The sequence below is a fragment of the Pseudomonas sp. Leaf129 genome (genome assembly GCF_001423465.1).
GTDB classification, from domain to species: domain Bacteria; phylum Pseudomonadota; class Gammaproteobacteria; order Pseudomonadales; family Pseudomonadaceae; genus Aquipseudomonas; species Aquipseudomonas coleopterorum.
Genome location: NZ_LMOC01000001.1, coordinates 797,566 through 811,692, shown reverse-complemented (window position 1 = coordinate 811,692; position 14,127 = coordinate 797,566). Strand labels below are relative to the sequence as shown.

Sequence of the window (14,127 nt, the reverse complement as noted above, 5' to 3'; positions counted from 1 at the left end):
CCTGCTCTGGAGTGGTATCCATGCGTGTAGAGTCATTGCGTTTCAACGGTATCGGCAAGAATTTTCCAGGCGTGCGCGCCCTGTCGGACATCAGCTTCGAAGTTCGCCCCGGCAGTGTGCATGCCCTGATGGGCGAGAACGGTGCCGGCAAGTCCACTTTGCTGAAGATTCTTGGCGGCGCCTATCAGCCCAGTGTTGGTAGCCTGCAGATCGGCAGCCAGACCATGGCCTTCAAGTCGGCCGCCGAGAGCATCGGCAGCGGCGTGGCGGTGATTCACCAGGAGCTGCACCTGGTGCCCGAAATGAGCGTGGCCGAGAACCTGTTGCTGGGGCATATGCCCTCGCGATTTGGTTTGATCGATCGCGGTGCCATGGTCCGCCGCGCAAGTGAGCTGCTGGCGGGCCTGGCCGACGAAATCGATCCGCGTCAGCGGCTCGGCAGTCTGTCGCTGGGGCAACGGCAGTTGGTGGAAATCGCCAAGGCCATGTCGCGCAATGCCCATGTGATTGCCTTCGACGAACCGACCAGTAGCCTTTCGGCGCGAGAGATCGATCGGCTGATGGCGATCATCGCCAAGCTGCGCGACGAGGGCAGGGTGGTGCTGTACGTGTCCCATCGCATGGAAGAGATATTCCGCATCTGCGACGCGGTGACGGTATTCAAGGACGGGCGCTACGTGCGCACCTTCGACGACATGGCCCAGCTGACCCATGACCAGTTGGTGACCTGCATGGTCGGCCGCGATATCCAGGACATCTATAACTACCGTGCCCGTCCTCACCAGGGCGAGGCACTGCGTGTCGAGGGCTTGCTGGGCCCAGGGTTGCAGGAGCCGATCAGCTTCGGTGTCGCCAAAGGCGAGGTGCTGGGTTTCTTCGGTCTGGTGGGGGCGGGCCGCACCGAGCTTCTGCGGCTGCTGTCCGGATTGGCGACGAGCAAGGCCGGCAGCCTGACCCTTGACGGCCGCGCGCTGACCCTGGCCAACCCACGGGACGCCATCGCCGCGGGCATTCTGCTGTGTCCCGAAGACCGCAAGAAGGAAGGCATCGTGCCGCTGGCCAGCGTTGCGGAAAACATCAATATCGGTGCCCGCGACCGCCATCTCACACTTGGCTGCCTGGTGCAGGGACCGTGGGAGAAGGAAAACGCCGCGCGCCAGATCAAGGCGCTGAACATCAAGACCCCGTCTGCCGAGCAGCCGATCATGTACCTCTCAGGCGGCAATCAGCAGAAGGCCATTCTCGGCCGATGGCTGTCGATGCCGATGAAAGTGTTGCTGCTCGACGAGCCCACGCGCGGCATCGACATTGGCGCCAAGGCCGAGATCTACCAGATCATTCATGGGCTGGCCGCCGACGGCATCGCGGTGATCGTGGTGTCCAGCGACCTGATGGAAGTGATCGGCATCAGCGATCGCATCCTGGTGATGAGCGAAGGTGCGCTGACCGGTGAAGTCCTGCGCGAAGAAGCGCAGGAATCCAGGTTGCTGCAATTGGCACTGCCGCGCACTCGCGGCTGAACAATAACAATAGAGGTGCATATGTCTACGCAAAACACGCTGCCGGCGCCCCGCCAAGGGCTCAACCTGCGCCGCTTTCTGGACGAGTGGGTCATGCTGCTCGCGGCGCTGGCGATTTTCGTGCTGTGCACGATGTTCATCGACAATTTTCTCTCGCCGCTGAACATGCGCGGGCTCGGGCTGGCCATTTCCACCACCGGCATCGCCGCCTGCACCATGCTCTATTGCCTGGCGTCGGGGCACTTCGACCTGTCCGTGGGTTCGGTGATCGCCTGCGCAGGGGTCATTGCGGCGGTGGTCATGCGCGACACCGACAGCGTGCTGCTGGGCGTTGGCGCGGCTCTGTTGATGGGGCTGATAGTCGGTCTGATCAACGGCATTGTCATCGCCAAGCTGCGCATCAATGCGCTGATCGCGACCCTGGCCACCATGCAGATCGTGCGCGGGCTGGCCTATATCTTTTCCAACGGCAAAGCGGTCGGCGTGATGCAGGAGGATTTCTTCGTCTTCGGCAACGGCCAGTTGCTGGGCGTGCCGGTGCCGATTCTGATCACCATCGTCTGCTTCATCTTCTTCGGTTGGCTGCTCAACTACACCACCTATGGCCGCAACACCATGGCCATCGGCGGCAACCAGGAAGCTGCCTTGCTGGCCGGCGTGCATGTGGACCGCACCAAAATCATCATCTTCGCCGTACATGGCGTGATCGGTGCGCTGGCCGGTGTGGTGCTGGCGTCGCGCATGACCTCGGGCCAGCCGATGATCGGCCAGGGCTTCGAATTGACGGTGATTTCGGCGTGTGTGCTGGGCGGGGTGTCGCTGGCAGGGGGGATCGGCATGATCCGCCATGTGATCGCCGGGGTGCTGATTCTGGCGATCATCGAGAACGCGATGAACCTGAAGAACATCGACACGTTTTATCAGTACGTGATTCGCGGGACGATCCTGTTGATCGCGGTGATCATCGATCGTTTGAAGCGGCGTTGATTTGCGGAGCGGCTTTCGCGGGCAGAGACCCGCTCCCACAGAGTGAAATGAACTGTCTCGTGTGGGAGCGGGCTGGGGATCAGACCACCAGCGACAGCAGCAGGATGAAGATCAGGCCTACCACCGACAGGATGGTTTCCATCACGGTCCAGGTCTTCAGGGTTTCGGTGACGGTCATGTTGAAGTACTGCTTGACCAGCCAGAAACCGGCGTCGTTCACGTGAGACAGGATCACCGAGCCGGCGCCGGTGGCCAGCACCAGCAGCTCACGGTTGACGCCTGGCATCATGCCGATGACCGGGGCAACGATGCCCGCGCCGGTGATGGTCGCCACCGTCGCCGAACCGGTCGCGACGCGAATCACCGCAGCCACCAGCCAGGCCAGCAGGATCGGGTTGACCTCGGCCTGCACGGCCATCTGCCCGATGATGTTGCCCACGCCGGTGTCGACCAGCATCTGCTTGAAGCCACCGCCGGCACCGACGATCAGCACGATGGCCGCAGTGGGCGCCAGGCTCTGGTCCAGCAGCTTCATGATCTTCGCCCGGTCGAAACCGCGCGCCACGCCGAAGGTGTAGAAGGCCAGCAGCAGGGCGGCGAGCAGGGCAGTGATCGGGTGACCGATGAAGTCCATCCACTGGCGGAACAGGTTTTCCGCCGGCAGCGCCACGTCGGCGAAGGTCTTGAGCATCATCAGGAACACGGGCAGCAGGATGGTGATCAGGGTCACCGCGAAGCTGGGCAGGTTCTGGTTGTCCGACTCCTTGGCGATCTGATCCATCAGTTCCTTGGAAGGATTGCCCGGAATGTATTTGGAAATGAACGAACCGAAGATCGGGCCGGCGATCATCGCGGTGGGCAGGCCGACGATCAGCCCGTAAAGAATGGTCTTGCCGATGTCAGCGTTGAAGATGCCGATGGCCAACAGCGGGCCCGGATGCGGCGGCACCAGGCCGTGCACCACCGACAGGCCGGCAAGCAGCGGGATGCCGATCTTCACCAGCGACACGCCGGAACGGCGGGCGACGATGAACACCAGCGGGATCAGCAGTACGAAGCCGATTTCGAAGAACAGCGGAATGCCTACCAGGAAAGCGGAGAACATCATCGCCCAGTGGATGCGCTTGACCCCGAACTTGCGGATCAGGGTCTGCGCGATCTGGTCGGCGCCGCCCGAGTCGGCCATCAGTTTGCCGAGCATGGTGCCCAGCGCGAGGATGATGCCGACGAAGCCAAGGACCCCACCGAAGCCATCCTGGAACGACTTCATGACCTTGACCACCGGCAGACCGGATGTCAGGCCCAGGAAGATTGCCGCGATGGTCAAGGCGACGAAGGGGTGAACCTTGAACTGGGTGATGAGCACGATCAGACCAATGATGGTGACCAGTGCATCAAGCAGCAAGTAGGTGTCGTGAGCTAAGCCAAACATAAAGGTCTGCCTCGTGTTGTCGTTGTTGTGGGCGCAACGGTTGTGGTTGGGAACATCGGGCGCTGCCGGGCGGAAAGCTCAGACAGCGCTGTCTTCAAAAGCCGTTCAAGCCAGCGTGGAAGCGCCATGCTCGACCAGCCAGTTTTCCACCTGCTGCGCCAGCTCCACGATGGGGACTGTGGCATCCAGGGGCAGGGTCAGTGCTTCACCGATAGGCGGTTCCAGGGTAGCGAACTGGCTGTCGATGAGGCTGGCCGGCATGAAATGACCGGGCCGGTGGGCAACGCGATTGGCGGCTTCTTCGCGGGTCAGTTCGAGAAACACGAAGCCCAGGCCGGGCACGGCATTGCGCAGGGTTTCGCGATACTTGAGCTTGAGGGCGGAGCAGGTCAGTACCGGGCGCTGCCCGGATTCGATACAGGCGCGCATTTCTTCGCCCAGACGCAGCAGCCAGCCGGCACGGTCCTGGTCGTCGAGGGGAGTGCCAGCGCTCATCTTGGCGATGTTGGCTTCGGGATGAAAGCTGTCGCCTTCGATCAGGCGGCCGCCGCTGCGACCGACGATGGCGGCACCGACGCTGCTCTTGCCGCAGCCGGATACTCCCATCACCACCAAAGCGTTCAGAGGGGCATTCATCAAGTCACTCCTGCTGGGGCGCACCGGGTACGGATACGGCGCCCTCATCTTATTGATCTTGTCAAAGCAGTCTGGTGCAGCCTGCAGTAATAGCAAGGCACAAATCATTATTGCTCTGGATTCGAGACAGCGCTACCTTACCTCAACTCTTTTTCATTGCAAGTAGATAACAACAAGAATCATGGCGCGAATCGGCTCACGCGCAACCGGCCTGCCGACCCTGGCCGAAGTTGCCAAACTTTCAGGTGTTTCTCCCATTACCGCTTCGCGCGCATTGCGCGGGGTGTCCACGGTTGCTCCACAACTGGCCAGCAAAGTGCTGGAAGCCGCGCAGGCACTGGGTTACGTGGTCAATCCGGCGGCACGGGCGCTGGCGTCGGCGCAGAGTCAGTCGGTGGTGGTGCTCATTCCTTCTCTCTCCAACCAATTGTTCATCGACACACTGGAAGCCATCCATGAAGTGATGCGTCCGCGTGGGCTGGAAGTGCTGATCGGCAACTACCACTACGATGTCGACGAAGAGGAAAACCTCATTCGCAACTACCTGGCCTACAAGCCGGGTGGGATGCTGCTGACCGGCATGAGCCGCAGCGAACGCTCCCAGGTCATGTTGCACAACAGCGGTGTGCCATGCGTGCACATGATGGAGTTGGGTGCTGAGGGCCAAGGCGCCTGCGTTGGCTTTTCCCAGGAGCAGGCCGGAAGTGTGGCGGCGCGGCATCTGCTGGATGCCGGGCGCCGGCGCCTGGGGTACGTGGCAGCGCAGCTCGATCCACGCGTGATGCAGCGGGCCGAGGGGTTCAGGGCGGCGCTCGAGACGGCAGGGGTGCACGATCCGCAACTTGAAGTGCTGTGCCCGCAGCCTTCGTCGATCGGCCTGGGTGGCGAGTTGTTCGCCGACCTGATGCGTCGGCATCCGGACGTGGACGGCGTGTTCTTCTGCAACGACGACCTGGCCCAGGGCGCGATCTACGAAGCGCAGCGCCAGGGCATTGCCGTTCCGGATCGGGTCGGCATGGTGGGGTTCAATGATCTGCCGGGGTCGGCCCACCTGGTACCGCGCTTGACCTCGATCCGCACCCCGCGCGCGCAGATCGGCCGCAAGGCGGCGCAGATGCTGCTCGACAGCATGGATGGCAAGCGTCATTGCGCCCAGGCGATCGATCTGGGCTTCGAATTGGTCGTGCGCGAAACCTGACGGCGGAACGCCTGATGCCACGTGGTGAAGCCGGACGCGGCTTGCGCCGCTGCTACAGGGGATCGCGGCGCTTGGGTAGCAGCGGCGCGAGCCGCGTCGGCGGTGGGTGCGGTGTGTCTGATGCCACGCGGTGAGGCCGGACGCGGCTTGCACCGCTGCTACAGGGGATCGCGGCGCTTGTGTAGCAGCGGCGCGAGCCGCGTCGGCGGTGGGTGCGGTGTGCCTGTTGTACCGCAGTGCGCCCTTCGCGGGCAGAGGGCTCGCCGCCCGCCCCGTTCCCACAGGGGATCGCGGTGCTTCTGTAGCAGCGGCGCGAGCCGCGTCGGCGGTGGGTGCGGTGTGTCTGATGCCACGCGGTGAGACCGGACGCGGCTTGCACCGCTGCTACAGGGGCGGTGCTGTACCTGACGTTACGCTGGAATTCAGCGCAGGTCGCGTTCCTGGCCGGGGCTGTGGTTGAAGAGGCGCTTGTACTCGCGGCTGAACTGCGAACTGCTCTGGTAGCCCACCCTCAACGCGACCTGGCTGACGTTCATGCCGTCGGCCACCAGCAGCGCGCGGGCCTTGAGCAGGCGTAGGCGTTTGATGTACTGCACTGGCGAGGCCAAGGTGTTGCGCTTGAAATGCTCGTGGAAGGTCGAGGCACTCATGTTCGCGCGACGGGCAAGGTCATCGACCTGCAAAGGCTCTTCGTAATGCGCATGCAGCCAGGACAACGCGCCAGCGATGCGGGCGAATTGGCCCTGTTGCTCCACCAAGGCGCGCAGGACATGGCCGTTGGGCCCGCGCAAAGCGGTATAGAGGACTTCGCGCAGGCGAGCCTGGCCCATGGCCAAGCGGTCCTGGGGATCGTGCAGACACTGCAGCAGCCGCTCTACGGCGCCGCGCATGGGGTCGTCCAGCGGCACGGCGGTCATCGACTCCGTGGTCTGCGCCTGGCTCGGCCCGGGCTCCATGGCCAGGACCAATTCACCCAGCAACGTTCGATCGATCGGTATCGACACGCCGAGCAGAGGCAGCTGTTCACTGGCGAAGGTCTCGCACTCGAACGGCACCGGCAGGGCCTGGATCAGGTAATGCCCGGCGCCATATTCCAGGGTGCGCTCGCCCAGGTACGCCAGCTTGCTGCCCTGGGCGATCACCATCAGGCTGGGTTCGTAGATCTGCGCGGTGCGCGCGATATGGCTGCGGCACGAAACCACCCGCAAGCCGTCGATGGAGGTAGGGATCCAGTCATCGGCAACGGCTAGCGGACGGATCAGTTCTACCAGGCGGGCGTTGGCGTCTAGGTGTTTGGTCAGGCTCATGGGATACCACGGATCAGGCATGAAATCAGTCGTCCATGATCGCACGTTCGGGCCCCGTTTGCGGGGTGCTCGGAGGAATGGGCATGCATCGCGCAGGATCGGACATGGCCGCGAGCGCGCGTGAGGGCCACAATCGGCGCCTGATCATCTTCGTTTCGAGAGGTTTCAACATGTCCAAGGCACTCGGCTACGCCGCGCTTTCGCCCACCACGCCACTGGCTCCCCTGAGCTTCGAACGTCGTGCCCTGCGCCCCGACGACGTCAGCATCGCCATTGAATTCTGCGGCGTCTGCCACTCCGACCTGCACCAGGCTCGCAACGACTGGGGCATCGCCGTGTATCCGCTGGTACCGGGCCACGAGATCGTTGGCCGCGTGGTCGCCGTCGGAGACCAGGTGCAGAAGTACGCCGTCGGTGACCGCGTGGGCGTGGGCTGCATGGTCGACTCGTGCCAGCACTGCGATGCCTGTCACGCCGACCTCGAGCAATACTGCCTGGAAGGTCCGACCATGACCTACGCCACGCCCGACCGTATCGATGGCACCAACACCATGGGCGGCTACTCGGACAGCATCGTGGTCAGCGAGAACTTCGTGGTGCGTATTCCCGACGGCCTCGATGCGGCCAACGCTGCGCCGATCCTCTGTGCAGGTATCACCACCTATTCGCCGCTCAAGCACTACGGCGTCAAGCCGGGTGACAAGGTCGGCATTCTGGGCATGGGGGGTCTGGGCCACATGGGTATCAAGTTCGCCAAGGCGCTGGGCGCCGAAGTCACGCTGTTCACCCGTTCGGCGAGCAAGGCTGCCGAAGGCCGCCGCCAGGGCGCCGACCATGTCATCGTGTCGACCGATGCCGAGCAGATGAAAGCCGCTGCCGAAACCTTCGACTTCCTGCTCGACACCATTCCGGTGCCTCACGACCTGAACCCCTACCTGGAAACCCTGCGTTTCGACGGCGTGCACATTCTCGTCGGGCTGATCCAGCCGGTGGACCCTGCGCTGCACGCAGCCAACCTGGTGCTCAAGCGCCGTGTGCTGGCCGGCTCGTTGATCGGTGGCATCAAGGAAACCCAGGAAGTACTGGATTTCTGCGCCGAACACAACATCACCTGTGATATCGAAATGCTGGACATCAAGAACATCAACGAAGCCTTCGAGCGCATGCACGCCGGTGATGTGAAGTACCGCTTCGTGATCGACATGGCCAGCCTCAAGGCCTGACACGGTCTGGTCGACCTTGCCCTGTAGCAGCGGCGCGAGCCGCGTCGACGGCCAATGCGGTGTGTCTAGGTGACCGCATTGACCGGGACGCGGCTTGCGCCGCTGCTACAGGGGCCGAGGGGCGCTTTAGATGCAACCATTCCTGTGCCGCAGCCTCAAAGCTGCAATCCGTGCCAGGAACGTCCTCGATGTCTTCATCTTCCGCTCGCCCGTTGCGCATCGGTGTGCTGACGCACATCAAACATCCCATTCGCCAGCCGTTCGCCGGCGGTCTGGAAGCGTTCACCCACGATGTGACGTCCGGGCTGATGCAACGTGGTCACGACGTCACCCTGTTCGCCAGCTCATCCAGTGACCCAGCCCTCAATATCGCGCCGGTGTGGGACGACGCCACCTATAAAGATGGTCGCCGTGCGTGCCTGAGTTCCGAGTACATCGAGGAGCACCACGCCTACCTCAAGGCCATGCAGAACATCGACGACCGTCGCTTCGACGTCATCTTCAACAACAGCCTGCACTACGTGCCCGCGACCATGGCATCGATGATTCGCACGCCGATGCTGACGGTATTGCACACACCACCGTTCTTCGAGCTGATCAATGCCTACAGTGGCGAACGCCGTGCGGGGCATTTCGCGACCATTTCCGAGGCTAATGCACGGCAGTGGAAGGACGTCATTCCCGAGTGCCACATCATCCCCAACGGTATCGACCTGCAGACCTGGTCACCGCGCGCTGCACCGCTGGAACACGCCATCTGGTTCGGAAGACTGGTACCCGACAAGGGCGCCCACTTGGCCATGGACGCCGCGAAGCTGGCGGGTGTGCCTTTGCGCCTGGCCGGTCAGGCGGTCGATCCTCGCTACTTCAAGGAACAGATCCAGCCGCGCTTGAGTGACCAGTGCCAGTACCTTGGCCATCTGGGGCGCGAAGAGCTGGCCATCGAATTGGCCAGTGCCTCCGCGGCGCTGGTCACACCTTGCTGGGAAGAACCCTTCGGTCTGGTAGTGGCAGAAGCCCTGGCCTGCGGCACGCCGGTGGCCGCCTTTGCCCGTGGTGCTGTGGGCGATCTGCTGACCGATGCCACCGGTGCGCTGGCTGCGGGCGGCGATGTCGAGGGCCTGGCCCAGGCGCTGCGCCTGGCTCGGCGCAAGTCGCGCCTGGCTTGTCGCCTGCATGCCGAAACCCAGTGGAGCCACGAGGTCATGCTCGATCGCTACGATGCGCTGCTGCGGCAGGTGGCCCAAGCCGGTGCCTGAACGTCCGCAGGTCGGCTACTACGTTCACCACCACGGTTCGGGCCATGGCATGCGCGCGTTGGCCATCGCCCGCCACCTGAACTGCGATGTTACGTTGATCGGTTCGCGTTTGCCTGAGGGTCCGTATCCGGCCAACGTCAAAGGCCTGCTCTTGCCCGGCGACACGGCGCCGGGCATGCACGTCGAAAGCTTTCCCGCGCTGCATTACGCACCTCTGGCCGTGGACGGGCTGCGTGAGCGCATGGGGATTCTGGCCGATTGGATGCGCAACGCGTGGCCATGCCTGCTGGTGGTGGACGTATCGGTCGAAGTGGCGATGCTGGCGCGTCTGTTCGGCGTGCCGTGCGTGTACATGCGTCAGCACGGCGAACGCACCGACACCGCCCACTTCCAGGCCTACGCTTCGGCATCGCGTCTGTTGGCGCCTTATCCGGCGGCCATGGAGTGCAGCCAGATGCCCGACTGGGTGTCGAGCAAGACCGATCACTGCGGCTGGGTGTCCCGATACAGTGGGCAGGGCCGCGGACACGTGGAGGCCGAGCAGGGCAGCGTCCTGGTGATCACGGGGCAGGGCGGCACTGCGTTTACCGTGGATTCGCTGGTAGCCATTGCTGATTGCTGTCCACAGTATCGATTCCGCGTGGCCGGGCCGCTCCCCAGCAGTGACCTGTCATTACCCGTCAACCTGACGCTGTTGGGGCAGCTGGCCGATCCATTGCCCGAGTTGCTGCGTGCCGAGATCGTGGTGGGCAGTGCGGGCGATAACGTCGTTGCCGAAGTGGCCCACCTGGGTGGGCGCCTGATCGCGATTGCCGAGCAGCGTCCGTTCGACGAGCAACGTCTGCAGGCCATGCAACTGCAGCGGTTGGGAGTGGCTTTGGGAGTGGACGGCGTGCCGCCTGTGCAGGAGTGGCCGGCCCTGCTGGAGCGAGCCCGGCATCTGCCCGGGCCCAGCGCCTGGCAGGCGCTGCTCAATGACCAGGCCGCGCAGGACGCCGCCGGGATCATTCAGGCCACTGTGCGCGGTCATTTCGGCGCAGCCCTTAGCCCGCCTTGAGCGCCTGGGGCGGAATGAAGGCCTCGAGTTCAGCTTCCACCGCCTCGATGATGCGCTCGACGTCGGCGGCGTTCATGACGGCCGCGCAGGGCAGACCGGCGATGGTCAGCAGCGTTTCGCCGCTGCTGCGATCGAACAGCCGGGCGACCATGCTGCTGGGCGCATCCATGCTGCCCTCGAAACCCATGGGGTGAAAGTGCCAGCGCATCACTTGGCACGCATTGGGGAATGTCATCTTGTTCATCGCGCCCACCTGTCGCATGTCGCCTGCCGTGGGACAGGCCATCCGGACCGATGGCCTGTCGAGTGCTGCGTTTGAAGTATTAAACGTAGCATCCCTTGGATGACAGCTGTGTGGTTTGCCGCGATTCCAGAATGATTTCATCGAGTTTCATGATCTGGGTCAGTGTTTGCAGGGTTTCAGGCTTGCCGTCGTCGATTGTTTTACCTCCAGATCACAGCCACTGGGCTTGAGCAGCAGGGTCAACAGGGCCGAAAGCAGCAAGGCGCCGCTCATCAACAGGTACGACGCGCCGGGGTTGCCCGTGCTGGCATTCAGATAGCCGACCAGGTAGGAACCGGCGAACGAGCCCAAAGCGCCCATGCTGTTGATCAGCGCCATGGCACCGCCAGCCACGTTGGCCGGGAGGATTTCCGGCACGATGGCGAAGAAGGGCCCGTAGGGCGCATACATGCAGGCCCCGGCGATCACCAGCAGCGCATAGGACCACCAGAAGTGTTCGCTGCCCAGCGCGTAAGAACCGTAGAAGGCCAGCGCGGCCAGCAGCAGTGGTGGCCAGACGAAGCGTTTGCGTTTCTGCAGGCGGTCGGAAAACCAGCTCACCACCAACATGCCGATCACCGCTGCCAGGTAGGGCAGGGACGACAGCCAGCCAGCTTCGATCATGTCCATCTGCGCGCCCTGCTTGAGAATCGAGGGCAGCCACAGCACGAAGCCGTAGACGCCCACGCTCCACAGAAAAAACTGCAGCGACAGCGTGATCACCTTGCCCGAGCGGAAGGCTTCGGCATAGTTCTTCACCGGCTTGAGGCCCACCTGTTCGGCGGCCAGGGCGGCTTGCAGGTCATCTTTTTCCTGTTGGCTGAGCCATTTGGCCTGCGCCGGGCGGTCGTCGGCCAGGCGCCACCAGATGAACGCCCAGATCACCGCTGGCAGCCCTTCGATGATGAACATCCAGCGCCAGCTGTAATGCTGGATCAGATAGCCGGACACCACCGACATCCATAGCATCGTCACCGGGTTGCCGAGGATCAGGAAGGTGTTGGCCCGCGAGCGTTCCGCACGGGTGAACCAGTGGCACAGGTAGACCAGCATCGCTGGCATGACCACGGCTTCGACCACCCCGAGCATGAAACGGATCACGATCAGCCAGTAGGCGCTGGACACCACGCCGGTCAGGGTCGCCAGGCTGCCCCAGAGGATCAGGCTGACGAAGATCAGTTGCTTGACGCTGTGTCGTTGCGCGTAGATGGCGCCGGGTACCTGGAAGAAGAAGTAACCCAGGAAGAACAGGGCACCGAGCAGTGAGGACAGCCCCGGCGTGATGTTCAGGTCGGCGGCCATGCCCGAGGCGGCGGCGAAACCATAGTTGGCCCGGTCCAGATAGGCCAGGCTGTAGGTGATGAAAACGATCGGCATGATGTACCACCAGCGACGGCTGGCGAGTTTCGCGGTCTGGCTCTGCATGGTCTGACTCCTGAGCATTTTGTAATTGTCGCAACAGGTAGAGGGTGCTGAATCAACGGTCTGGCGTGGTGTGTGTTCAGGTCATCGGTGCTCGTCCGCCGTCAGCGCGGCGCGGGTCGGCAGGCCTTCCATGTCGCCGGGGCTCTGCACCGCCAGGCTGCCGATCCAGTTGCCGCGGGCGGCGGCCCGAGGCAAGTCGCGGCCTTCGAGCAAGGCACTGATGACACCGACGGCGAAACCGTCACCGGCACCGACCGTGTCGACGACCTTGTTCACTGGGCGCCCGGCCACATAGCCTTGCTGCTGGGCGCTGCAATAAAAGGCACCGTCCGCGCCCAGCTTGATCACCACGGCTTGCACGCCCAGGTCCAGGTAGAAGCGGGCGATGTCTTCGCAGCGCTCTTGCCCGGTCAGCAGCTGCCCTTCGGCCAGCCCCGGCAGCACCCAGTCGGCAAGGGCAGCGAGGCTGTTGATCTGCTCGATCATTTTGGCCTGGCTGGGCCACAGTGACGGGCGCAGGTTGGGGTCGAACGAGACGCTGCGGCCTGCGGAACGCATCGCGGTCATCAAGCCTCGGGTCAAGGCGTTCATGCTCGGCGACAGTGCCGGGGGGATGCCAGTGGCATGCAGGTGCCTGGCATCGAGCAAGCGCGGGGGCACGTCGGCAATGCCCATGTGGCTGGCGGCCGAGCCGCGGCGGAAATATTCCACGCAGGGGTCGCGGCCATCGTCCTGCAACGACTTGAACTGGAAGCCGGTAGGGTGTTGCGGATCCACGGCGACGTGGCTGCAATCCAGACCCTCGCGCTGCAGGGCCGCAACGATGAAACGGCCCAGAGAGTCATCGCCCACGCGGCTGAGCCACGCGACGTTGAAACCCAGGCGCGACAGGCCGATGGCGACGTTATTGTCGGCCCCGGCGATGCGTTTGTGAAAGCGGGTGACATCGGCCAGGTCGCCGGTCTGCTCGGCGACGAACATGGCCATGGTTTCGCCGAAGCTCAGTACGTCGAACTCAGCCATGGGCCACCTCCTGGGCGGCCTGGCCGAGCGCTGCCAGGGTTGCCACTTGTACCTGGCTGACAGCCAGCAGATCGGCGCCCTGCAGTGGGTATTCTATGGCCCGTACCAGGCCCGGCGCCATGTGGCGCAGCAGGCGCGACCACTGGTGCAGGTCGGTCAGCTCGGGCGGTGTGGCGACCAGTTTGCCGGTCGCCGTGCGTTGTACCGCCTTGCAGTGGATGTACTCGACGAAACGGCCCAGTTGCAGTGCCGCACTCGACACCGATTGCTGCTGCCACTGCCAGTTGCCGATGTCGAAGGTCATGCCCACGGGCAGCCCCTGTTCGGCGATCGCGGTGAAGAACTTGACCAAGGGATCGATGCGCCCGCCTTGGGCGGTCTGGTCGTTTTCGATCAGCAGGCGCACGGGCTGGCCGCGCAGTTGCTGGTGCAGCAGATTCAGGTCGCTGATGGCTGAATAGAAGCCCAGCGACACCTTGAGCCACACTGCATCGCAGGCAACGGCTCGGGCGAGCGCCTCTTGCAGCTGTGGATTGGGTGCGGCCTGGCCGGGCTGCCACAGCTCGAGCGGCGAGGAATAGACGCAGGTCAGCCCCTGGTCGGCGATTGCGCTGCGCAGGGCAGGTGCATCGAAGTGGTCGAACAATTCTTCGCGCAGTTCCAGGTGGCTGGCGCCGCTCTGGGCAACCAACGGCGCCAGACTGGCCTGACTCTGCGCACGGACATAGTCCGCGCCGAAGCTGGAAAGGCTGATGGAGACGGGATAGAGATGCATTG

At 63.6% G+C, this 14,127-nt stretch carries 13 protein-coding genes; 6 read left to right on the top strand and 7 right to left on the bottom strand.

Annotated elements, in window-relative coordinates; genetic code table 11:
- Positions 1–20 precede the first annotated feature (20 nt).
- The gene (gene araG / locus ASF66_RS03590) at positions 21–1,520 is read left to right on the top strand and encodes an L-arabinose ABC transporter ATP-binding protein AraG (RefSeq protein WP_056842758.1); all 1,500 of its coding nucleotides are present in this window, start codon (positions 21–23) and stop codon (positions 1,518–1,520) included.
- A 21-nt stretch (positions 1,521–1,541) separates the two neighbouring features.
- Positions 1,542–2,507 carry an L-arabinose ABC transporter permease AraH gene (gene araH / locus ASF66_RS03585; protein WP_043189427.1) on the top strand — a complete coding sequence of 322 codons (966 nt, stop codon included), beginning with the start codon at positions 1,542–1,544 and terminating at the stop codon, positions 2,505–2,507.
- A gap of 79 nt (positions 2,508–2,586) precedes the next feature.
- On the opposite strand, the gene ASF66_RS03580 is transcribed toward araH, so the two are convergent.
- Together ASF66_RS03580 and ASF66_RS03575 are read right to left on the bottom strand one after the other, a co-directional pair.
- The gene (locus tag ASF66_RS03580) at positions 2,587–3,939 is read right to left on the bottom strand and encodes a GntP family permease (RefSeq protein WP_056842757.1); all 1,353 of its coding nucleotides are present in this window, start codon (positions 3,937–3,939) and stop codon (positions 2,587–2,589) included.
- Between the two features lie 105 nt (positions 3,940–4,044).
- Entirely contained in the window at positions 4,045–4,575 is a 531-nt protein-coding gene (locus ASF66_RS03575) for a gluconokinase (protein WP_056842756.1), read from the bottom strand.
- Between the two features lie 181 nt (positions 4,576–4,756).
- Here ASF66_RS03575 and ASF66_RS03570 point away from each other — a divergent pair, with 181 nt between their 5' ends.
- Positions 4,757–5,773 (top strand): LacI family DNA-binding transcriptional regulator, encoded by a 1,017-nt coding sequence (locus ASF66_RS03570; RefSeq protein ID WP_049859537.1) that lies wholly within the window; start codon positions 4,757–4,759, stop codon positions 5,771–5,773.
- 422 nt (positions 5,774–6,195) lie between these two features.
- Here ASF66_RS03570 and ASF66_RS03565 read toward each other — a convergent pair whose 3' ends face one another.
- Positions 6,196–7,080, bottom strand: a complete 885-nt coding sequence (locus tag ASF66_RS03565; protein ID WP_056842755.1) for an AraC family transcriptional regulator — start codon at positions 7,078–7,080, stop codon at positions 6,196–6,198.
- 170 nt (positions 7,081–7,250) lie between these two features.
- Here ASF66_RS03565 and ASF66_RS03560 point away from each other — a divergent pair, with 170 nt between their 5' ends.
- The 3 genes from ASF66_RS03560 to ASF66_RS03550 all read left to right on the top strand — a co-directional run bounded on the left by ASF66_RS03560 (position 7,251) and on the right by ASF66_RS03550 (position 10,619).
- On the top strand, positions 7,251–8,303 hold the full coding sequence (locus ASF66_RS03560; protein ID WP_049859820.1) for an NAD(P)-dependent alcohol dehydrogenase: 1,053 nt from the start codon (positions 7,251–7,253) through the stop codon (positions 8,301–8,303).
- 188 nt (positions 8,304–8,491) lie between these two features.
- A complete protein-coding gene (locus ASF66_RS03555; protein ID WP_236707044.1) occupies positions 8,492–9,562 on the top strand; it encodes a glycosyltransferase family 4 protein in 1,071 nt (356 codons plus the stop codon).
- Entirely contained in the window at positions 9,555–10,619 is a 1,065-nt protein-coding gene (locus ASF66_RS03550; RefSeq protein WP_236707043.1) for a hypothetical protein, read from the top strand. Before ASF66_RS03555 ends, ASF66_RS03550 begins: the two co-directional genes overlap by 8 nt.
- On the opposite strand, the gene ASF66_RS03545 is transcribed toward ASF66_RS03550, so the two are convergent.
- The 4 genes from ASF66_RS03545 to ASF66_RS03530 form a co-directional block, all read right to left on the bottom strand.
- The gene (locus tag ASF66_RS03545; protein WP_049859541.1) at positions 10,606–10,881 is read right to left on the bottom strand and encodes a DUF1652 domain-containing protein; all 276 of its coding nucleotides are present in this window, start codon (positions 10,879–10,881) and stop codon (positions 10,606–10,608) included. The two genes, ASF66_RS03550 and ASF66_RS03545, sit on opposite strands and share 14 nt — an antisense overlap.
- A 141-nt stretch (positions 10,882–11,022) precedes the next feature.
- The gene (locus ASF66_RS03540) at positions 11,023–12,327 is read right to left on the bottom strand and encodes an MFS transporter (RefSeq protein WP_056842752.1); all 1,305 of its coding nucleotides are present in this window, start codon (positions 12,325–12,327) and stop codon (positions 11,023–11,025) included.
- Positions 12,328–12,408: 81 nt separating this feature from the next.
- Positions 12,409–13,350, bottom strand: a complete 942-nt coding sequence (locus tag ASF66_RS03535) for a sugar kinase (protein ID WP_056842751.1) — start codon at positions 13,348–13,350, stop codon at positions 12,409–12,411.
- Positions 13,343–14,125, bottom strand: coding sequence for a sugar phosphate isomerase/epimerase family protein (locus ASF66_RS03530; RefSeq protein WP_056842750.1), 783 nt, complete (start codon positions 14,123–14,125; stop codon positions 13,343–13,345). Before ASF66_RS03530 ends, ASF66_RS03535 begins: the two co-directional genes overlap by 8 nt.
- Positions 14,126–14,127 lie beyond the last annotated feature (2 nt).